Raw genomic sequence first — 23,122 nt, 5'->3', positions numbered from 1 at the left:
CCGAAAGGATGAGTAGGATGCTGCGCTGCAAACCCCGGACGAACCTGAATGCCCCACGTCGCGATGGCGAGTTGTCGATGTTGCGACTCAAGCCGCTGGCCCAGGCCATTGCCCTGTTGATGGTGGCCGGCAATGCCCACGCAGCGACGGCGTTCAGTTCGGCCTGGTTTGCCGCCAAGGGCGCGCCTCAGGCCGGCGGTGCGGGGCGGCCTGCAACGGCGCAGCCAGGCATGCCGCCACCCTTGGCGCAACAGCAACGGGCCAATGCGCAGTTGCAGCGTTCGCTGACCAACCTCAACAACACCGTGGCCGCCATCGCGGCTCAGCAGGCGGCCCAGGCCGCCGGGCGCCAAGCCGCGTTCGGCCAGGTACAGGTCGTGCCTGACGGCTTGGGCGAGGGCGGGCTCAAGGTCGATAACAGCCTGACCCAGGGCTGGCTCAACGCCAAGGGACCGCAGCAGACCCAGGCCGGTGGCAAGACCACCGTGAAGATCGAGCAGACCGCTGACAAGGCGATTCTCAACTGGGAAACCTTCAACGTCGGCCGTAACACCACGGTGGATTTCCAGCAGCAGTCGGACTGGGCCGTGCTCAACCGGGTCAATGACCCACAGGCGCGAGCGAGCCAGATCCAGGGCCAGATCAAGGGCAACGGCACGGTGATGCTGGTCAACCGCAACGGCATCATTTTCAGCGGCAGCAGCCAGGTCAACGTGCGCAACCTGGCGGCGGTGGCGGCGAACATCAGCGATGAGCAGTTCAGCCAGCGCGGGTTGTACGTCGATGCCACCGGCACCCAGCCAACCTTCACCGATGCCGCCGGCAAGGTCGAAGTGCAACGCGGTGCGCAAATTGAAACCCACCGCGCCGCCACTTCAACCGCAGGCGGTGGCTATGCCTTGCTGCTGGGTTCGGAAGTGGAGAACGCCGGCTCCATCATCACCGCCAAGGGCCAGACCACCCTGGCGGCGGGCGACAGCTTCTACATCCGCCGGGGCCAGGGCACCAGCGGCAACTTGCGCTCCACCACCCGTGGCAACGAGGTCGCGACGTCACTCAATTCAGGCAGCAGCGCCGGCACCGTGATCAACAGTGGCCTGATCCAGGCCAGCACCGGCGACATCACCCTCACTGGACATCACGTGCAGCAGAACGGCGTGGCGGTCGCGAGCAGTTCGGTGGATACGCGCGGCACCGTGCACCTACTCAACGCCGCGAGCGACAGCAGCGGCAGCGTGGCCCTGGGGCAGAGCAGCGCCACGGCGGTGCTGCTCGACGCCGCGGGCGGCAGTGCCCTGGACAGTCAGCGCAGTGCCGGACCCGCCGGCCTGGACGGCACGCCGAACAACCTGATCAGCGGCCAGTTCAACAACCTCAGCAGCGTGGTCGACCGCACCGACCAGTCACGGGTCGAGATCGTCAGTGGCGGCAGCGTCGACTTCCAGAACGGCTCCATCACCCTGGCCACCGGCGGCCAGGTTGCGGTCAGCGCTGCCGGTCGCAGCCTGGTGCGCGATGGCGCGGTGATCGACGTGTCCGGCGCCATCGGTGTCAAGGTGGCGATGGAGTCCAATTCCATCAAGGTCAACGTCCAAGGTAACGAACAACGGGATGCGCCGATCAACCGCGAAGGCGGTAAGTTGACCAACAACGATGTGTGGGTGGACGTGCGCGACCTGGTCTACGTCCCGGCGGGCACCAACGGCTACGCCACTGACCGCTGGTACACGGCGGGAGGTCTGTTGGAGGTTGGCGGTTATCTTGGCACCCGTGGGCACAGCGTCGGGGAGTGGGCGGCCCAGGGCGGTACCCTGACGTTCACTGGCAACGACGTGGTGACCCAGCAGGCGGCTCAGTTGAACCTGTCCGGCGGTACCCTGGATGTACAGAGTGGGTACTTGCGCCAATCCTGGCTCAAGGGCGCCGATGGTCGTCTGTATGAGCTGTCCAAGGCCCCGGGCGACATCCTCTACACCGGCATCTACAAGGGTTACGAAGACCACAGCCAGCGCTGGGGCCAGACCGATTACTACTACAACCCGCTCATTGCCCCTCGCGAACGTTTTGAAGCCGGTTACACCGTCGGGCGCGATGCCGGCAAGCTGGTGGTGTCGACCCGCAACGCCGTGCTGGACGGCCAGATCGTCGGCGAGGTCTACCAGGGCGAACGCCAGACCCAGGCGCCCAACCTCAACCTCGACGGCTACCAGCAATCGCAAAACGCCGTGGCCCGTCGGGCGCAATTATGGGTGGGCAGCTACACGCCGATCTATGACAAGGCCAGTGGCGTGATCAACAGTGGCCTGAACCCCACCTTCGATCAGGTCACCCTTGGCAAGGTGAGCGACAAGCTTGCTGCGGGGCTGGACCTGACCTCGGCGGTCGGCACTGACCGGCAAGGCACGCTGGTGCTGGACAATGCGTTGCTCAATGGCTTCCAGCTCGGCGCGGTCAAGGTAGCGGCGGCTGAAGGCATCAAGGTCGATGGGGCACTCAAGGTCGCCGATGGCGGCGATATCACGCTTTATGCACCGCAGGTCGAGGTGAATGCCGACCTGACGGCCCGCAGCGGTCGCATTGCCTTGGGTAACGTGCTCAAACAGGTCAGGACGGATAATTTCCAGATGGCAGACGTCACACTTTCACCCGCCACGGGACAGCGGGCGACGGTCACCTTGGGCGAAGGCGTCAAGCTGAACACCGCCGGGCGCTGGAGCAATCTGCTGCTCGACGGCAACGACCGCCAAGGCCTGCCGTTCATCAACGGCGGCAGCGTGTCCGTGCGCAGCAGTGGCGATATTGATGTGCAGCAGGGCAGCCTGATTGACGTCAGCTCCGGTGCTGCCGTGATGGCCGATGGCAAGACTCGCGGCGGCAAGGGCGGTGACCTGACCTTGACCGCGAGTACCGGTGCATCGTCCGGTAACGGTGACTTGAACCTCGAAGGTGAACTGCGCGGTACCAGCGTGAGCGGCGGCGGGACCTTGAAGTTGGCGGCCAGCAAAGTGCTGATCGGCAACAGCGGCACCCCCCTCGAACCTGGCACTCTGCAACTGGGCGGCGATTTCTTCGACAAGGGTTTCTCCGCCTATGACATCACCGGCAACGAAGGCCTCACTGTGGCCGACGGGACCCGGGTCGATGTGACGATGCCGGTGTACCGTTTTGGTGAGCAGGCGTTGAACACCGGCAGCGACGCGGAGCCGGCCGCTGCCTTGCAGCGCTGGACGCCGGAGCTGTATCAGGAAGATGCGGTCAAAGGTGTCCTGACCCAGCGTCGTGGTGCGAGCCTGAGCCTCACCGCTGGCACCGCGAATTCCAGCGCCGCCGACATGGCGCGCACGGTATTGAGCTTGGGCAAGGGCAGTGTGATTACCGTTGATCCAGGCCAGGGCATCGATGTCCGGAGCAGCGGGCAATTGACCGCCAACGGCACGCTTAACGCCTGGGGCGGGCGGGTCAGCCTTACCGAGTTGAGCGTTGATGATGCGGTTCGCGATCAGGTCAATGCCCAGGGCCACGGTCGTTCCATCTGGCTGGGCGAGCAGGCGCTGATCGATGTATCGAGCCGGGCAATGACCGCTCAGGATATGCGCGGCCAGACCTATGGCCTGGTGCGCGATGGCGGGCAGATTGTCATCGGTGGCCAGATTGATGCCGCGAAAGGATCGACGTCTGCCTCCGAGCTGTTTGTGGTGGTGCGTGACGGTGCCCGTCTGCAAGCGGATGGCAGCCAGGCCGTGCTGGATGTCGCTGGTCAGGGGCGCACGTCAGTGGCGAGCAACGGCGGCAGCATTTCCCTGGCGTCGGCCAATGGCTTGTATCTGGACGGCGCATTAAGCGCCCGTTCGGGAGGTGCCGGGGCGGCGGGGGGCAGCCTGTCGGTGGCGCTGGAAACTCCCTACTACCTGAAAAGCGCAGTCGATGGCCGGGTGTTGAACGTGCGTGAACTGGTGTTGGAACAGGTGGCTCAGGCACATCGGCTTGGCGACACGGCTGAAACATCGGCGGATTCGCTGGTCTACGGACACGGTCGGCTAGGCGTCGATCAAGTCCAGGCTGGTGGTTTCGACAATTTGTCCTTGTTGAGCAACGGACTGATGAGCGTCGATGGCAACCTGTCGATGTCCCTCGGACAAAGCCTGAGCCTGTACGCCCGCAGCTTTGGATTGAGTGCAACCGCGCCAGCCAATACCCGGGTCGAGTTCAATGCACCCCATGTGTTGCTGTCTACTGCGACAGGGCTGGCGACCACTCGACCGAGTTTTGAGCCTTACACCCGGCCAGTGGTCGATGGTGGCGGGGTGTCTCTATCGGCGAACAAGGCGGTGTTTTCCGTCAACGCCGATCTGCTGGATGTGCAAGGCAATGTGATGTTCAGCAGCAAAGGCACAGTGAGGCAGGCCGATGGCAGCACAGTGGGACTTGAGCGCGCAGGTTTCGATCAGGTCCAGCTGAGCAGCCGGGGTGATTTGCGATTCCTGGCCGGGTTCTCGAGCGCCGATATGCCTACGGGTTTTACCACTCAGTTGCTGACCCCTTCGGATATGCTGTTGCAAGCGGCCCAGTTGTATCCGGCGACCGGGGTTGGGGCTCGGGTATTGGCGGGGTATGGGTGGGGCACATCTAACGGCACCTCTCTTTACGATCCGACGCGCAGCCTGGTTATCGGGCGAACCACCAAGGCCATACCACAAGTGCCTTATTCGGCATTCGGTCACTTGCAACTGGGCAGTGCGCAGATCAAGCAGGGTGGGGTCGTTCGGGCGCCGTTGGGATTAATTGAAATCGGCACCAATGACATCACTGGCGTCACTGCCCGGGTGGATTTGCTGCCCAACAGTCTCACTTCAGTCAGTGGCCTCGGTCTGGTGCTGCCTTATGGCGGTACCGTCGATGGTCAGAGTTATGAGTACGCGGGCAAGAAGGTGGTGTTCCTGGGGCAAGGGGCTATGCCGTCTGCCAACGGTGATCTGAACATCGGCGTAATTCTGGGCGGAAAGTCTGTAATGGCCCAGGAAGGCTCGGTACTCGATCTTTCCGGTGGCGGTGATCTGCTCGGCGCCGGTTTCATCTCCGGCCGTGGTGGTTCCACCGATGCGCGCTTCAACCCGCTGGTGCAAATCGGTGCCAACGGCGGCTTTACGTTGCCTGGCCTGTCCAGCAACCCGGTCTATGCCATTGTGCCGGGTAATCAAAGTCCATACGCGCCAGTGGCGCCCGAGGGCGGCGCCGTCGACCCGAGGGTCGGCCAGCAAATCACCATCGGTGCCGGTGTGCCGGGGCTGGCCGCGGGTACCTATACACTGATGCCGTCCACCTATGCCTTGTTGCCTGGGGCGTTCCGGGTGGAGGTCAACGGCCTCGCGGGTCAGGGTTCCACGACGGGTGCGTTGCAGATGCGCAACGGCTCCTGGACCACCGCCGGGGTGCTGTCGGTGGCCAATTCCGAGCATCGCAACCGTCTGGCCAGCCAGATCATCCTGACTTCAGGCGATGTGCTGCGTCGCTATTCGCAGTACAACGAAACTAGCTATGCCCAGTTCGCTGTAGCCGACGCCGCACGCCTGGGCGTGCCTCGGGCCCTATTGCCGGTGGACGCCAAGACCTTGAAGTTGAAGCTGGCCCCAGGGGCGGGAGACCAAGCGTTCTCCTTCAAGGGCATTGGTAAGTTCGCGCCTCAGAAAGGTGGCTACGGCGGCACTGTCACGGTAGTGGGTAATGTGGGGGGCGCGCTGGAGGTAGTGGCTGATGGACGCGGGGCTACGGCTGGCTTCGAGGGTGTGACACTCAATGCCGAAAGCCTCAATGCGTTGAACGCATCGCGTCAGGTGATTGGCGGCCAGTTCTATACGCTCTATGGTCAGGGCGGAAATTACATCACGCCGACATTTGCAGCGTCGTCCAGGGTGATCTTGCGTGAAGGCGCGACGCTAGCGGCACCGGAAGTTTTCCTGCTGGCCAACGGCGAGTTGTCGATGGAACAAGGCGCGGCCATCAACACCATCGGCCGTGGCGCGGCGGCCTACGATGCCCGTGACGGTTTTGTCTATGACCTCAATGTGAACGGCCAGAATTTGAGCTTGCTGGCCGCCTCCAACGGCTTGCTCAACGTGCTGGCACCCTCATCGGGCAGCAACGGCACGATCAACATCGGTGGATGCAGCCTGACGCCCTGCAGTGGCGTCACCCGGATTCATTCCGAAGGCAGCATCGCCGCCGCTACCGGGGGCAGCCTGGAACTGGATGATGGAGTGCGCTATGGCACCCGCCACCTGACGCTGGCCCTGAGCAATATCAATGTCGGTACCTCCCCGGCATTGAGCGACGCAGCGGCGCGTAATGTCTTGCCGGCCGGTCTGACCCTGAGCCAGACGGTACTCGATCGCCTGTTGCGCGGGGACACCGAATACGGTGCCCCGGCCCTGGAAACTCTTGAACTGTCGGCTCGTGAGGCGTTGAACTTCTACGGCACTGTCAGTCTCGACACCTATGACTCGGCGACGGGCAAGTCGCGGTTGGCCAACCTGATGCTCAGCACCCCGGCCATTTATGGCGCAGGCGGTGCCAGCGACGTAGCGACCATCCGCACTGCCAACCTGATCTGGAACGGTGCCATCGGCGCGCCGGGTTCGGTCATCGCCGGCGGGGCCGGCACCGGCGCCGGTCGCCTGGATATCCAGGCCCAGCGCATCGAGTTTGGCTACGGTGAATTCGCCCAGCCGAGCTCGGTCACTTCCCTGGACCGTCTGGCCCTGGGCTTTGCCAACGTCAACTTCAGCGCCAGCGAGCGTCTGACCGCCAATCACAAAGGCAGCCTGGCGGTCTATCAGACCCAGGGTGCATACGACCCGAAAACAGGTTTCGCCTACAGCGGCGGCAACCTGAATATCCTCACTCCGTTATTGACCGGGGAAGCCGGTTCGATCAACCGCATCAGCGCGGGTGGGGCGATCAACGTGGCGGGCGCGGGCGCCAAGCCGGGCGCTGTCTCCGGGCTCGGCGGCGAGCTATCTCTCAAGGGCGCGAGCGTCAATCTGGCCAGTGCGGTGGTGTTGCCGAGCGGCAAGCTCACCCTGAGCGCGACCCGCGACCTGACCCTGGCCGATGAGGCGCTGATCGATGTGGCGGGTCGCACGGTGACCTTCAACGATGTGACGCGTTACAGCGCCGGTGGCGAGGTGATTCTGCAAAGCCAGGACGGCGACATCCGCCAGGCCGATGGCTCGACCATCGACTTCTCGGCCCGCAACAACCAGGCCGGCCGACTCAGCGCCGTGGCGCTGGACGGGGCGGCGGGCGTGGTGGACCTGCAAGGGCGGATTCTCGGCAGCAGCACGGGCGAATACGACGCCGGCGGCACCGCCATGCCGTACCTGGCCGGCAGTGTGGAGATCCAGGCCCAGCGCCTGGACGACAGCGGCAGCCTCAGCGAGCAGTTCGCGGCGCTGAACCAGCGGTTGAACGATGGGCAGGTGTTCGGCGCCCGTGGGTTCCAGCTCAAGCAGGGCGACCTGGTGATCGGCAACGGGCTCAAGGCTTCGTCGATCAATGTGTCGGTGGATAATGGCAGCCTGTTGGTCAACGGTAAGGTGGACGCCAGCGGTGAGCGTGTTGGCAGTATTTATCTGGCCGCCGGCAATGCCCTGACCCTGGGCAGCACGGCGGTGCTTGATGCCCATGGCCGACGCCTGCGGGTGGACAGCTACGGCAAGATCATCGACTCACCGAACCGCGCCATCGTGGACCTGACCGCGCGGCAAGGGCTGCTGACCCTGGGCAATGGTGCCCGTATCGACCTGCGCCATGGCACCGAGGTGGCGCAGGGCAGTAAGCCGGGCATGAATGACGGTCGCGCCCGCGGCACATTGCAACTCAACGCACCACGACTGGGCGGGGTTTCAGGCGGTGACGTGGCAATCGATGCCAGCGGCGCCGTGGATGTCCAAGGCGCCCGTTCGATCGCGCTGGTGGCCATGTGGCAATACGACGATGCACCGCTGTTCAACGTACCGGCAGCCAGCGGCAAGCCTTATCAGGTCATCAATCAAGCGTGGCTGGATGATGTGCATGACGACAACACCGCGTTCATCACTCAGGCCCACGACAACGACGATCTGTTGCAGCGCAAACTTGCCGGACTGAACAACAGCCGCTATCGCGATGTATTCCATCTGCGCCCTGGAGTGGAGGTGGTGAGCGCGACGGCCGATGGCGACCTGGTGGTCCAAGGCGACCTGGACCTGTCGCGCTATCGCTATGAGAGCCTCAATCCGCATAACCAACTGGACAATGTCTATGGCTCCGGCGAATCCGCGAGCCTGACGTTGCGCGCTGGGGGTGATCTGAATATCTATGGCAGCATCACCGACGGTTTCGCCCAGCCGCCGGCCAGCAACGACGACAAGGGCTGGGTGCTGTTGCCGGGTATTGATTTTGCGGCGGGCGATATCGTCGTGCCCGGTACCGGCGTGACCCTGGCGGAGGACACGGCGTTTCCGGCCGGCTCGGTGCTCAACTTCGACGTGCCGCTCAAGGGCGCCACTCTGGCGGCGGGGACGCGGCTGCCGGTAGCCGCTACGCTTGATCAACCTTTAGTAATGCCGGCGGGCACGGTGCTTGCCGCGGCGGTGCATGACGCCTTGGGTAATCTGTTGTTCGCCGCCGGCACTTTGTTGGCTTCGACTCAGACCCTTGATGCGGGCACAGTGCTGGGGGCTGGGAGCCTGCTGGGCAGCAGCGCAACCATTGGCAGCCTGATCTGGCCTAAAGGCGTTGCACTGCCAGGCATTGCGGACGCGACCCATGGCTTGACCAACGTCGTGCGTCTCAGCGGTCCCCTGGCATTGAATGTCGGTTCGAAAATTCCTTCAGGTACCGACATCAAGCTGCCGGCGGGTGTCGAGTCGGTGCAGCTGCGTCCGGAAGTGGCGGGCAGCAACTGGGCTATTGCGCCAATGCTGGCCGAGGGGTCGCAGTCCTGGTCGTTGCGCCTGGTGGCGGGTGCCGACACGCAGGCGGCGGACAGCCGGGTCGTGAAGCCTGTGACGGCTGGCGGGGATCTTCATTTGGCGGATAGTCATTACGGTATGTTTGGTGTGCCTAAGGCTGGCGAGATATTGTGGACCGAAGCAGGGTCATTGGATTTTTTTGGCGACACCAGCATGGCAGGCCAACCGATTGACTTCGAGGCGATTGGTTACCCAGGGCTATGTACTGATTTACCGGATTTTTGTAAGGCCAGCAGTGGATATATCTGGACTGAAGTAGGGGCTATCGAATGGGGGGACCCGAGTCTCGCCGGCCAACCGATTGATTTTGGTGCCATCGGGTATCCGGAATTGTGTACCGAAAATCCCTCTTATTGCCAAGCAGTCGGACAAGCCGATTACAAAGCTGGCAGCCAACGCTGGAGCGTGATTCGTACCGGAGCAGCAGACCTTGAGCTGTTTTCGGCAGGCGATCTGAAAATGGATTCGCTATACGGCGTCTATACCGCCGGTAGCTCGGCGAGCACGACTTTTGCCAATGATCCTTACAACCAGCCCAAGGCGCTGGGGGCAGCGGATAAGGTGCTTAACGATCCACTCGGTGAAAACGAGCAATTTGTCGATGGCGGTAGCAACAGTCTTTACCGCGCCTGGTACCCGGATTTTGGCGGCAACCTGACTCTGAATGTTGGCGGTAGTCTGACCGGCAATACAATGGACGTGGTGACTAGCAGCGGTAATACGCGACCCAATCCCGGCGATTTGGGTTATGACACTGCGAATGTCGGAAACTGGCTGTGGCGCCAAGGCAACGGTTCGGTTTATACCGGTACCCAGGCACAACCCACTGCCTGGTGGATCAATTTCGGGAGCTATACCGCAGCACAGGATGGCAAGGCTGACTTGATGGTTGGATTTACGGGATTTGGTACCTTGGGCGGCGGTAACCTGAATGTCCAGGTCGCGGGCGATGCCGGGGTGATCAATCAGATGGCAGGGAGTCGTCTTGAGACTCGCGGCAACGGTCGCAGTCAAGGATTGGTGCTTGCCGTAGGCAGTACCGGGCGTGTGGGGGCCGATGGCAGTCTGCAATTGACCGGCGGCGGCGATCTCAATCTGCATGTGGGCGGTGCTTTGAATCCCAGGAGTTTGTTCGTAGACGGGCATCTCAACGGTGCGGTCATCAACCTGCGAGGTCACGCACAGATCGATAGCGGTGCCCTCGGTCGTATTGACCTTCAATACGGTAACGCTACCTCGGCGCAATCCCCAGGAGAAACGCGGGCCTACGATTCCTTCAAGTCCACACGAGGATTCGCTACCGGTGGCCTGACCCTCATGCCGGGCGATGCCACCTTCGATTTGACAACGTCGGGCGACCTTGTCGTGATGGATGTTGCCGACCCGGGCCGGGCGCCGATGATGAGCGCCTCTCGCTTCAAGGACGATGACAGTAACGGATCGGGACTGAGCTGGTTCACGCTATGGACGGCCAATACTGCGATCGACTTGTGGTCGTCCGGAGGTAACCTGACGCCGTTCACCTCCAGTACCGCAACGGATCTGGCGGTGGTCTACCCGTCTATCCTCAGAGCGGTGGCGGCCGGTGGCAGCCTTTATTATGGGAAGTCTTCAGCAGTATATGAAGCAGGCTACAGCGGAGATAATCGCCCAGCCCTGCTGCTTGCTCCCGGCATCAATAGCGAATTGCAATTCCTCGCCGGCGATTCCATTTACGGCGGCGACATGTCGGTCAGTCGTTCCGGTGCCGCATCGACCGCTTTGGCGACGCCATTGCGGCCAGCCTATGTCGCTTCTGTCGATAACGGCATCAGTATCAAAGTCAGCAATCTTTCGGCCGATGGTAATCCCGTGCGCCTTAGTTCAAACATGCTGCCGCTGCTTGCCTTCGACACCAGCAGCGCTTCCAGCGAATGGGCCCTCAATGCCGATCCTGCTCGCTTCTATGCACTTGAAGGCGATTTGCTGGCAGTCACCACCGGGCGGTCAATGACCTCGGTTTCCACGGCCAGATGGCCGGGGCGAATTGCATATGAAGGCGCTGGAGCTGTCCGGATGATGGCTGGGCGAGATATCGTCAGCAGCGGGATACCGCTGACCGGATCGCGCAGTGATAACGCTGAAGCGGGGGACTACACCAGCGCCGGCAACCTCTTCATCCACAACAACCCCACCGACATCTCCATCGTGTCAGCCGGGCGCGACATCCTCTACAGCAACTTCAACGTCGCCGGCCCCGGCCTACTGGAGATCACTGCCGGGCGCAACATCCTGATGGACGATAAGGTCAGCATCACCAGTATCGGCGCCGTGGTGCCGGGGGATTCGCGCGCTGGGGCAAGCCTGGTACTGCAAGCCGGCGCGGGCCTCGACGGTGCGGATTACCAGCGCTTCGTCAAGGCGTACCTGGACCCGGCGAACCAGGCCCTGTCCGGTATTCCCCTGGCGGACCAGGATGGCAAGGTCGCCAAGACCTACGAAGCGGAGCTGGTGAAGTGGCTCAAGGAGCGCTTCGGCTTCAGCGGCGACACCGAGCAGGCCCGCAGTTTCTTCGCCGCGTTGCCGGCCGAGCAGCAACGGGTGTTCGCCCGCGACGTGTACTTTGCCGAGCTCAAGGCCGGTGGCCGTGAGTACAACGAAGTCGGCGGCGTGCGCCAGGGCAGCTATCTGCGCGGTCGGGAAGCGATCGACTTGTTGTTCCCGACCAAGGACGTGGCGGGCAATGCGATCACCTACAAGGGCGATATCACCCTGTTTGGCGGGGCAGGGGTGCACACCGATTTCGGCGGCAGCATCCAGATGCTTACCCCAGGCGGCGGGCAGACGTTCGGCATCGAGGGCAACGCGCCGCCGTCCACCGCCGGGGTCATTACCCAGGGCGAGGGCGATATCCAGTTGTATGCGAAAAACAGCATCCTGCTAGGGCAGAGCCGGATCATGACCACTTTTGGTGGCTCGATCCTCGGCTGGTCAGCACAAGGCGACATCAACGCCGGTCGTGGTTCGAAGACCACCGTGGTGTACACGCCGCCCAAGCGCCTGTACGACACCTGGGGCAACGTGACCCTGTCGCCGTCGGTGCCGAGCACGGGGGCTGGTATCGCCACTCTCAACCCGATTCCAGAGGTAGCGCCGGGGGACATCGACCTGATCGCGCCGCTGGGCACCATCGATGCTGGCGAGGCGGGGATCCGGGTCTCGGGCAACGTCAACATCGCGGCGTTGACCGTGGTCAACGCTTCCAACATCCAGACCCAGGGCAAATCCACCGGCGTGCCGCTGGCGGCTTCGGTGAACACCGGGGCGATCACCTCGGCCAGTTCGGCGGCGTCCTCGGCCACGCAAGCGGCGGAAGACGTGGCGCGCCAGCAGCAGAATGCGGCGCGGCAGAACCAGGCCTCGGTGTTTACCGTGCAGGTGGTGAGTTTCGGCTCCGAGCAACTGGCGCCTTCGCGTGACGGGGCCAGCCGTGAGGCGCCACGCACCTATGATCCGGCCAGTCCGGTGCAGGTGCTGGGCGCCGGTCCGTTGGACGAGCAGGCGCGGCAGCGGTTGACCGAGGAGGAGCGGGGGCGGTTGAGCTTGTAGTGCCGGGCTTAGAACCGAGTCGTTGCCATCGCGAGCAGGCTCGCTCCCACAGGGTAGTTGGACACTCAGCTACCCTTGTGGCGAGGGGATTTATCCCCGCTGGGCTGCGTAGCGGCCCCCAACCAGACAACTCGGTGTGCCAGTAAGATCAAGGTCGTTGCTTTGGGGCTGCTGCGCAGCCCAACGGGGATAAATCCCCTCGCCACAAGAACCTGTTCCCTGCGCGACGGCGCAGCGTCGAAGACGCGGCGGGAACTCCCTCGCCACAACAGCTGCGGTGCTCTCTCAAATGAAGCTTTCATGACAAAAGTTCGGTAGCACATCGCCATTCCCGTCATGCCTGTGTGACGTGTTCGAGGGGACCTTTCAGGTCGTTTGGAGCCGGGGCGCGAAGCCGGGAGTGAGGCAATGGGGACTATGGAACGTTATTCGAAAGTGGGCATGCAGGAGCTGGACCAGCGGCTATCGAAGATCGTCGAGGCGGCGCGCAAGCAGCCGGTCTCGGTGTATCGCTACGGTGCGCCGTGGGTCTGGATCGTTTCCCAGGATGACTGGCAGGGCGCGCTCAAGGAAGTGTCCAGCTACATCCCCCAGGGTCACTCCCTGGTGCTGTTACGGCCGCAGATCGACGACCTGCTGGCCGAACACCGCGACGTGCTGCAGGGCCTCAACGCCGATGCCGGCATGCTCATCGCGCCGCAGACGGCCATGCACATCCTGCTGCTGCAACTGCTCTATTCGGTGCCCAGCGAGCAGCAACTCTACGAACAACTCAATTACAACCTGCTGTTCCGCTGGTTCGTCGGCCTGGACCTGAACCAGAAGGTCTGGAGCTTCAACGTGCTGAGCAAGGACCTCGCCACGCTGCTGGGCGATGCGCGGGCGGTGCGGCTTATCCAGAAAATCATCGGTGAAGTGTTCTGTGGCGCCTTGCTGCAAATGCCCGAGTTCTCCTTGAACTTCGCGCTGCTGCACACCTGGCTGGCCCGGCACGCCACGACATCGACCGCAAGCAATTGAGCCGTACTTTGAATTCAGGGGGTGGTGTGGAGCATTTTTTCAAATCGCGGCCGGCGCTGTGGGGCTGGCTGCTGTTGGCGGTCGGGGGGCCGTCGGCATTCGCGGCAGAAGGAGCGCCGGAAGCCGAAGCGGCGCCGGCTCGCCTGGTGGACGTCAACGAGTACTTCGTGCGCGGCAACACTGTGCTGGATGCTCGCGCGATCGAGGAAGCGGTGTATCCGTTCCTTGGCCCGCAAAAGACTCTGAATGACATCGAAGGCGCCCGCCAGGCGCTGCAAAAGGTCTATCAGGCTCGCGGCTACCAATCGGTGTTCGTCGAGTTGCCGGAGCAGAAAGTCGAAGACGGCATCGTCTACCTGCAGGTCAGCGAGACCAAGATCGGCCGCGTGCGGGTGGTCGGCGCCAAGCACTATTCGCCGGTGGAAATCCGCGAAGATGTGCCGGCGCTCAAGGAAGGCGAGGTACCAGACTTCGCCCAGGTCCAGACTGAGCTGGCGCAGCTGAACAAGACCCCGGGACGCCAGGTCATGCCGCTGGTGCGCGAAGGCCAGCGGCCCGGCACCATGGACGTGGACTTGCAGGTCGAGGACCAGGACCCCTGGCAAGCCAGCCTGGGCCTGAACAACGACTACAGCGCCGACACCGAGAAGCTGCGCACGGTCGCCAGCCTCGGCTACAACAACCTCTGGCAACTGGGTCACAGTATTTCGCTGACCTTTTTCACCGCGCCCCAGGACACCGAAAACGCCAAGGTCTGGTCGGGTTCCTACACCGCGCCACTGAGCGAGCGCTGGAGCGTGCAGTTCTCCGGTTACCAGTCCGACAGCAACGTGGCGACCGTCGGCGGCAGCAACGTGCTGGGCAAAGGTCATTCCTACGGCGTGTCGGCGATCTACAGCCTGCCGTCCAGTGGCGCATGGGCCAACAGCTTTTCGGTCGGGGTGGATTTCAAGGATTTCGACGAAGAACTCAACCTGGGCGGCGCCAGCGACAAGGCACCGCTCAAGTACGCGCCGTTCACCTTCGCCTACAACGGTTTCCGCTACACCGAAACCAGTCAGTTGGGCCTGGGCCTGAGCCTGGTGGCAGGCACCCGTAGCCTGCTGGGTTATGGCAGCGACGACGAGGAATTCGACTACAAGCGCTACCGCGCCAGCCCAAGCTTTGCGGTGCTCAAGGGCGACGGCAATTACACCTTCACGTTCGGCAACGACTGGCAGACCGCCTCGAAGGCCGCCTTCCAACTGGCCTCCGGGCCGCTGGTCTCCAACGAACAGTTCTCCGCCGGCGGTGCCACGTCGGTTCGCGGCTACCTGGCCGCCGAGCGCACCGGTGACGACGGCTACCTGTTGTCCCAGGAGCTGCGCACGCCGTCGCTGGCCAGGTTTCTCGGCAGCTATGTCCAGGAGTGGCGCTTCTATGCCTTCGCCGAGGGTGCGCAGCTGTACCTGCGCGACGAGCTGCCCGACCAGGATCCAGATTACAGCCTCGCCAGCGTCGGCCTCGGCACCCGCGCAAGCCTGAGCAAATGGCTGTCCGGGAGCCTCGACTGGGGCTTTCCGCTGCTCGACGGGCCGAACACCACGAAACAGGAATCGCGCCTGCACTTCAACCTGCAAGCGACGTTTTGAACCCAGGAGTCATGTCCATGCAACGCTTATTCATACCGCTGTTGATCTGCCTGGGGCTGCTGCTTCCGGCGACCGCCAACGCCTGGTGGCAGGACGATTGGCACTACCGCAAACAGATTTCGGTGGACACCACGCCGCAAGGCGCGGCCATCGCCCAGGCCTTGGGTCGCACGGCGTTGCTGGTACGCCTGCACACCGGCAACTTCACCTTCGACGGCGTCAAGGAGGATGGTTCGGACCTGCGCTTCGTCAGTGCCGACGACAAGACCGTGCTCAATCACCAGATCGAAAGCTTCGACCCGTTGATGGGCATGGCCCTGATCTGGGTCGATGTGCCGAACGTCGAGGGTAGCCAGCGCCAGGATCTGTGGATGTATTACGGCAACCAGAAAGCCCCGGCCACCGCCAGCGGCCAACTGGCCTTCGATCCGGACTACACCGCGCTGTATCACTTCGACGGTGCCACCGGAATTCCGCCACGGGACACCACGGCCTATGGCAACAACGCCCAGGGCGCGGCTGGCGTGAGCATCGACGGCGTGATCGGCCGGGCCCTGCAATTCAACGGTCAGCCACTGTTGCTACCGGCCAGCCCGTCGCTGCAACACACCGCCGGCGCCGCGTTCACCTTCAGCACCTGGCTGCGCCAGGACCAGGCCAGCGGCGAGCAAATCGTCATGGCCCGTCGCGAAGCTGCCGCCAGTCTGTTGGTTGGGGTCAACCAAGGGGTGCCGTTCGTAGCGATCAATGATCAGCGTGCGGTCTCGACCCAGCCGCTGAACCCCGGCCAATGGCAGCACCTGGCATTGACCGCCTCGGGTGATCGAGTCGTGCTGTACGTCAATGGCCGCGAAGCCGCGAGCCTGGCGCTGGCAATGCCGGCGTTCAATTCGCCGATCGCCTTGGGGGCAGACGTTGCCGCCGGCGCCTTCGCACCGTTCAGCGGGGCCATGGACGAGGCGCGCCTGTCCAAGGTCGCCCGGCCCGCGCCGCTGCTCCTGGCCGATGCCAACGCTCAGGGCGCCGAATCGAAACTGGTGGCCTACGGTGTTGACGAAGAACAGTCCGGCTTCGGTTTTGGCAGCCTCGGTTTCCTGCTCAACGCGGTGCCGCTGGACGCCTGGGTGATCATTGCCGTGCTGGTGCTGATGATGTTCCAGTCGTGGGTCATCATGATCCGCAAGAACCGCATGGTCAGTCGCCTCAGTGCCGCCAACGAAGCGTTCCGCGAGCAGTTCGCCCGGATCGGCACGCGCCTGGAAATGTTCGCCGACGACCAGGAACTTGCCCAGCGCCTGCAACACTCGTCGCTGTGGCGCCTGTACCTGGTGGCGGTCAAGGAGATCCGTACCCGCCGCGAGCAGGGCGCCGACACCTCGACCGTTTCGGCCGCTACCATCGAGGCGATCCGCTGCTCCATGGACGGCGTGCGTACCCGCGAAAACCAGGCGCTGAGCTCGAAACTCTCGACACTGTCCAACGCCATCGCCGGCGGCCCGTACATCGGCCTGCTCGGCACCGTGCTGGGGATCATGGTGGTGTTCCTCGGCACGGCCATGGCCGGTGACGTCAACATCAACGCCATCGCCCCGGGCATGGCCGCCGCGTTGCTGGCCACCGCCATGGGCCTGTTCGTCGCGATCCCGGCGCTGTTTGGCTACAACCGCCTGATCACCCGCAACAAGGAAGTCAGCGCCGATATGCGCGTATTCGTCGACGAGTTCATCACGCGCCTGGCGGAGATGCACGGCGAAGGCCAGTCCGGCGAAGCGGCTCATCGCCGTGACCATCACGTCCAATCGTCCGTACCGGCCTGAGGAGCATCGCCATGGCTAGCGTAAATACCTCACACGATGACGACGATGATGCAGCGGTCGACAGCATCAACGTCACGCCGCTGGTGGATGTGCTCATGGTGGTGCTGGTGATGTTCATCCTCACCGCCACGGCGCAGGTCTCGGGCATCCAGATCAACCTGCCCAAGGCCAGCGCCTCGGTGTCGTTGTCGGAGGCCAAGACCAAGGCGATTTCGGTAAATGACGGTGGTCAGGTATTCCTCGATGCCTACCCGGTGACCCTGGCCGAGCTGGAGGAGCGCCTGCGCATCGAGAAAGCGCAGAGCCCGGACTTCCCGGTGATCGTGCGCGGCGACGCCACCGTGCAGTACCAGAAAGTCATCGAAGTGCTGGACCTGTTGCGGCGCCTGGAACTGTCCCAAGTCGGTCTGGTGACCGGCAAACCGAGCCAGGGCTGATCATGACCGCCAGACTTCCCGTCAACCCGCCCCCCGTGAAGCGCTCGCCGCTGCGCCTGCTCAAATGGGCCGCCGGCCTGGCGCTGGCTGGCCTGGCGGCGTGGCTGCTGTGGCAATGGGCCAACGACATGAGCGGCGTGCGCCGTGAAGCGCCGAAGGTGCCGACCATCATCCCGCTGCCGCCACCACCGCCGCCGCCCCCGGAAAAACCCAAGGAGCCGGAACCCAAGGTCGAGGAAAAAGTGCCCGAGCCCGAACCGACCCCGGAACCCGAAGAGGTCAAGCCCGAGGAAGAAGCACCGCCGTCGCCGGTGGATGACCTGGCCAACCCGATGCAGATGGATGGTGATGCCCAGGCCGGCAACGACGCCTTCAACATTGGCGCGGGCAAGGGCGGCGGCATGGCCGGGGCAGGGGGCGGACGCCTCGGTAATGGCACCTACAGCCAGTTTCTGGCGTTCACTTTCCAGCGCTTGCTGCGGGAGAACCCGGACTTGCGCAGCCTGGCGTTTTCGCTGCAGGCCGACGTCTGGCTCAGCGCGGTCGGGGAGATCACCCGTGTCGAGCTGGTCAAGTCCAGCGGCAACCCGCAAGTGGATGAGCAAGTGATCGCCGCCCTGCGTGCCGCGCCGCATTTGAGTGAACGGCCTCCGGCCTCCCTGACCTTGCCCGTGCGCCTGTCCTTGCAGGGACGGCGTCCGGGCTAACCCGAATTCTAGAAAGTTTGCCAACAGGAGTTGTGTGCAGATGATTGCCAATGTGAATCGATTGTCGTGGGCGGTCGGCCTGGTTGTCTTGAGCCTGGCCGGGCACGCGTCGGCAGCCCCGGCGCCTTCGGAAAACGCCACGATCAATCTGATCCGCCTGCTGGTGCAGCAGGGCGTACTGAAGCAGGACCAGGCCGATGGCCTGATCGCCCAGGCCGAGCGCGAAGCCGTGCAGGCCCGTCAGGCTGCCACTGCCGTTGCTGCCGCACCCGCCGGTGCGCCGGGGGATGTGCGGGTGCAGTACGTACCGAACATCGTGCGTGAGCAGATCCGCGACCAGGTCAAGGCCGAAGTCATGGCCACGGCCAAACAGGAAAACTGGGCGCAACCCAACACCTTTCCGGATTGGGTCTCGCGCATCAGTTTTGATGGCGATATCCGTCTGCGGGACGAATCGCGCTACTACTCGGGCACCAACAGCAACCAGATCGTCGACTTCGCTCGCCTCAACGACCGCGGCCCCTACGATGTCAACCCCAACAGCAGCTCGAACCTGCCGCCCTTGCTCAATACCCGCGAGGACCGCGAAAACCTCTTCCGCCTGCGCGCGCGCCTGGGCATGAAGGCGGTGATCGCGCCCGAGTGGACCGCGGGCATCCGTATCGGCACCGGCTCGGACAACAATCCGGTGTCCACCACCCAGACCCTCGGTGGCGGCTTCGGCAAGAAAGACATCTGGCTCGACCAGGGTTACCTGACCTGGAAGCCCTCGGATGAGTTGACCCTGACCGGCGGGCGTATCGCCAACCCGTTCTACTCCACTGACCTGCTGTACTCCGGCGACCTGAACTTCGATGGCGTGGCGGCGATTTTCAACCGCAAGCTCAGCCAGGACTTCGGCCTGTTCGGCACCGTCGGCGCGTTCCCGGTGGAGTACACCAACGACACCAGTACCAGCAACGGCACCGACAAGGAAGAGAGCGACAACAAGTGGCTGTACGGCGCGCAACTGGGCGCCAACTGGGCAATCAACGACGGCAACCGCGTCAAGGGTGCGCTGGCCTATTACCGCTTCGACGACATCGAAGGCCAGCGCTCGTCGCCATGCGAGCCCTGGGCCGGTGACCCGGGCTGCGACACCGACGGCTCGCGCGTGGCGTTCATGCAGAAGGGCAACACCGTGTTCCTGCTGCGCGACATCACGCCCAACCCGCTCAATCCGTCTGCCACGCCCCAGCCGCAATACGTCGGCCTGGCCTCGGAGTTCAACCTGCTGGACCTGAACCTGGCGTGGGACACCGATCTGCCGGAAGACCTGAAGCTGCGCAGCCAGGCGCATTACGTGCACAACCTCGGTTATGACGAAGGTGACATGCGCAAACGTTCGGAAGGGCAGTTCGCCAACAACCTCGATGAGAACGGCGAGGTGGAGAGCGGAGCTAACGCCTGGATGCTCCAGTTCACCCTGGGTAACTCCCTGGAGCTCAAGCGCCAGGGCGACTGGAACATGTTCGCCGGCTACAAATATATCCAGCCGGACGCCTTGCCGGACGGCTTCAACGATTCCTCGTTCCACTTGGGCGGCACCAACGCCAAGGGCTATTTCCTGGGCGGCAACTACGGCCTGGCGAGCAATGTCTTCGCCACCGGTCGCTGGCTGAGTTCCGAAGCGGTGTACGGCGCGCCGTACGACATCGATGTCTTGCAGCTTGAAATCAACACGCGCTTCTAAGCGCCGGGAGGCCTCATGAAAAGGCGAGCCATCAACCCTTGTCCTGCCGCGTTGCTGCTGGGCCTGCTGCTCAGTCCGTTATTGATCGGCAGCGCCCACGGCGAAGGCCTGGAAGAACGCCTGCGCACGCAACTGCGCAGCACCACCGCCCAATTGCAGACGTTGCAGAGCGAACAGGCCCAGGCCAGCGTCGCCCGCCAGGCGGCGGAAAACCGCGCCAAGGAAGCCGAGGCGCAGGTCAAGCGCCTGGCCGCCGAGCTGGCCAAGGCGCAAGGCCTGGCCGAACAACTGGCCGGGCGCCAGGAAAGCCTGCAAAGCCAGGCCCAGGCCCAGGCCGCGGCCAGCCACGAGCAGATCGGCAAGTTCAAGAAGGCCTACGACGAGCTACTGGTAATGGCCCGGGGCAAGGAAACCGAACGGGCCCGTCTCGAAGCCCGGTTGCATGAACGTGACACACAAGTGCAGCAATGTTCGGTCAAGAATCAGCAGATGTACGACGTCGCCAAGGAACTGCTGCACGCCTACGAAACCATCGACGTGACCGACGTCATGAAGATCCGCCAGCCCTTCGCCGGCAAGGCCCGGGTACGTTTCGAAGAGTTGGCCCAGGGTTTTGGCGATGATCTCTACAAGAACCGTTTCGATGCGCCCCAGGCCTCGATCACCCATTGATAGCGCAAGGAAGAACCAACATGACTTCATTGATTGAACACGTCACGCCGGCGTCCCTCACCGAGGTGTTGCAAGCCGTCGGTTATCGGGTCAACGAAACGGAGCAGAACGGTATCGTGCAACTGCTCAGCGCCAGCCAAGGCATCGGTTATGCCGTGCGCTTCGGCAATCCGACACCGACGCCGGGCCAATACCTGGACTTCACCTTCAGCTGTGCCTTGCGCGTGCAGGGTGAGCTGCCGGCCGGGCTGGCGGAGCTGTGGAACGCCTCGCGACGCTTTGCCCGGTTGTCGGTACAGGGCGAATTCCTGGTGATGGAAATGGACGTGGTGGTGGCGGCCGGCGTCAGCGCCGAGCACCTGCGCAGCAACCTGGAACTGTGGGACCGGTTGCTTCAGGAATTCATCGTCTACCTGCGCGAGTTCAGCCAGAACGCCGCCCGCCTGCACACCGGCGCCGAGCCCGCTGAGGCCGCGCCGGAGGAGGCCGCCGCACTGTGAAAAAGCCAACGTTTGTCATCAGCGCTGCGGCGCTGGGCCTGGTCGCCGTGGCTGTTGCCCTCGGCTTGCGTCCCGGCAACGATCCGGTGGCGGCGGTGCAATCGGTCAGCGTGGCGACAAGCGAGTCGCCGAGCCTGGCGCGGTTGGGCAGCCAGCAGGTCAGCCCGGAAGAACTCAAGGCGTTGCTAGCGGCGCTTGCCCCCGAGGTACGCCAGCAGATGCGCGGCAACCGCGCCGCACTGGAGGGCTGGATCCGCGCAAGACTGGCGGAAAAAGCCGTGCTGGAGCAGGCCGATGCCCAAGGCTGGCGTCAGCGCCCGGAAGTGGAGCGCCAGATGCGCGCTGCGACCGAGCAGATTGTCTTTCGGGATTATCTGCAGTCGGTCAGCCAGGTGCCGGCCGGCTATCCCAGCGAGGATGAACTGAAACAGGCCTACGAAGCGGGAAAAGCCAACTGGACGGCGCCGGCGCTGTACCGGGTGAGCCAGATTTTCCTCGCGGCGACCGAGCCACAGACCGTCGAGGCGGTGCGCCGCCAAGCCGTGGAACTGAGCAAAAAGGCCCAGGCCGCGCCGGCTGAATTCGCCGCGCTGGCCAGCCGTTATTCCCAGGACCGCGCCAGTGCCGAGCGCGGTGGCGACAGCGGCTTCCAGCCGTTGCAGCAACTGGTGCCCACGGTGCGCGAGACGGTGGTGCGATTGAAGGTAGGCGCGGTATCGGACCCGGTGCAGAGCGCGGCGGGCTTCCATGTGATCAAGCTCACCGAGCAGCAACCGGCGCGGGAAGCGACCCTGGATGAAGTCCGCGAGCGCCTGACCCAGGCCTTGCGTGCCCAGCGCCAGGAGCAGATCGCCAAGGCCTACCTGGACGGCATGCTCGACACCGCGACGTTGAGCATTGATGGCGCGCAGTTGAGCAAGGTGCTGGAGGAGGTTCGGTAGCTGGTTTATCGGGACTGCTGCGCAGTCCAGCGGGAGCAAGCTCCCTCGCCACGCTTATCGGTTTTTAAATGACAGGGAGTCACTCATGTCTTTCATAGAGCCCGCAGGACGCCAGGCTGTCACCGCATACCGCGCGCCCTTGCGCGCGCCTGAGCCGTGGTTGGCCTTGGCCGCTGGCATCGAGCCCCAGGTAGCGCAGTGTTTTTTGGTCAGCGCCCGTTGCGGCTGTTTCATGCAGGCGTCCCGCAGCCTGAACGTCAAGGCCACCTGGCTGCGCAAGCAGTTGGCCCAACTGGAAGCTCGCCTGCAGCGATCACTGTTCAGCTTCCAGGGCAGCACCCTGGCGCTTACCCGCGAAGGACGGCAATTGCAGGCGCGCTTGCTCACCCTGGGCGAGGACGGTCCGCCAGCGCTGGCCGATCAACCGTTGATTCGCCTTGCAGTGGCCGAGTCGATCCTGCATGACCTTCTGGGTCGTGACCTGATCTCATTGCTGCGCCGCAACGCCAGCGTGCGCTTGCAAATCATCACGCTGGACAGCGAACTGGCGCTGCAGGCGGTCAGTGCCGACCTGGTGCTGTGGCTGAGTGACGGGCAGGAATCGACGCCGGTGCCGAGCGTTGCGTCACAGCCGCCGGAGCGGCTGGCGCGGCTGGACTATCTGCCCTACATCGCCAAGCGTTATTCCCGCCCGGCCAGCCGTCCGCGCCGGTTGGAAGAGCTGGACGACTACATGTTGGTGCAATGGCAGGCCGACAGCCAGGTGGGCAGTTTCACGCCTTGGAATACCCTCGTCGAGCAACGTCGCGCCGGCGTGGTGCAAGTGCAATCCTATGAGTTGATGCTGGAAATGATCCGCTGCTGCGCCTGCATTGGCCTGTTGCCGCAATACATGAGCCATTTCGATCGCGGCCTGGTCGCCTTGCCGGGGTTGTTTGAGCAGCCGATGCAGCGCCACCTGTGGATGGCGGCGAGCACCGAGGCCCGGCCAGTGCCGCAGGTGCAGATGCTCATCGAACTGATCCGCCACACGCTGGATGAGCGCAGGGAATGGTTCCGGGCTTGA

The 23,122-nt window shown here is 63.6% G+C and carries 11 protein-coding genes; all 11 read left to right on the top strand.

The features are described from left to right. Window positions 1–17: 17 nt before the first annotated feature. The 11 genes from J3P96_RS13710 (at window position 18) to J3P96_RS13660 (ending at window position 23,122) form a co-directional block, all read left to right on the top strand. Window positions 18–12,599 carry a filamentous haemagglutinin family protein gene (locus J3P96_RS13710; RefSeq protein WP_434657989.1) on the top strand — a complete coding sequence of 4,194 codons (12,582 nt, stop codon included), beginning with the start codon at window positions 18–20 and terminating at the stop codon, window positions 12,597–12,599. A 417-nt stretch (window positions 12,600–13,016) separates the two neighbouring features. Then, window positions 13,017–13,619 (top strand): transposase, encoded by a 603-nt coding sequence (locus J3P96_RS13705; protein WP_370871120.1) that lies wholly within the window; start codon window positions 13,017–13,019, stop codon window positions 13,617–13,619. A gap of 26 nt (window positions 13,620–13,645) precedes the next feature. Next, window positions 13,646–15,250, top strand: a complete 1,605-nt coding sequence (locus tag J3P96_RS13700) for a ShlB/FhaC/HecB family hemolysin secretion/activation protein (RefSeq protein WP_434657986.1) — start codon at window positions 13,646–13,648, stop codon at window positions 15,248–15,250. 17 nt (window positions 15,251–15,267) lie between these two features. After that, window positions 15,268–17,067 (top strand): DUF2341 domain-containing protein, encoded by a 1,800-nt coding sequence (locus J3P96_RS13695; RefSeq protein WP_434657983.1) that lies wholly within the window; start codon window positions 15,268–15,270, stop codon window positions 17,065–17,067. An 11-nt stretch (window positions 17,068–17,078) separates the two neighbouring features. Beyond that, the gene (locus tag J3P96_RS13690) at window positions 17,079–17,504 is read left to right on the top strand and encodes an ExbD/TolR family protein (protein ID WP_434568441.1); all 426 of its coding nucleotides are present in this window, start codon (window positions 17,079–17,081) and stop codon (window positions 17,502–17,504) included. Between the two features lie 2 nt (window positions 17,505–17,506). Further along, window positions 17,507–18,211: an energy transducer TonB family protein gene (locus J3P96_RS13685; RefSeq protein WP_305501091.1), complete on the top strand. Its 705-nt coding sequence runs from the start codon at window positions 17,507–17,509 to the stop codon at window positions 18,209–18,211. Window positions 18,212–18,251: 40 nt separating this feature from the next. Next, entirely contained in the window at window positions 18,252–19,943 is a 1,692-nt protein-coding gene (locus J3P96_RS13680) for a putative porin (protein ID WP_434568439.1), read from the top strand. A gap of 15 nt (window positions 19,944–19,958) precedes the next feature. After that, entirely contained in the window at window positions 19,959–20,615 is a 657-nt protein-coding gene (locus J3P96_RS13675; RefSeq protein WP_434657980.1) for a DNA repair protein, read from the top strand. Between the two features lie 20 nt (window positions 20,616–20,635). Further along, complete coding sequence (locus tag J3P96_RS13670; RefSeq protein ID WP_434657977.1) at window positions 20,636–21,115, top strand: YbjN domain-containing protein; 480 nt, start codon at window positions 20,636–20,638, stop codon at window positions 21,113–21,115. Further along, entirely contained in the window at window positions 21,112–22,056 is a 945-nt protein-coding gene (locus J3P96_RS13665; protein WP_434657975.1) for a peptidylprolyl isomerase, read from the top strand. Before J3P96_RS13670 ends, J3P96_RS13665 begins: the two co-directional genes overlap by 4 nt. A gap of 85 nt (window positions 22,057–22,141) precedes the next feature. Next, a complete protein-coding gene (locus tag J3P96_RS13660) occupies window positions 22,142–23,122 on the top strand; it encodes a LysR substrate-binding domain-containing protein (RefSeq protein ID WP_434657974.1) in 981 nt (326 codons plus the stop codon).

This window comes from Pseudomonas sp. R3-56, assembly GCF_051132075.1.
In the GTDB taxonomy this organism is placed as follows: domain Bacteria; phylum Pseudomonadota; class Gammaproteobacteria; order Pseudomonadales; family Pseudomonadaceae; genus Aquipseudomonas.
The sequence above is the reverse complement of the archived record's forward strand: the minus strand, read 5'-3'. Positions and strand labels throughout refer to the sequence as shown.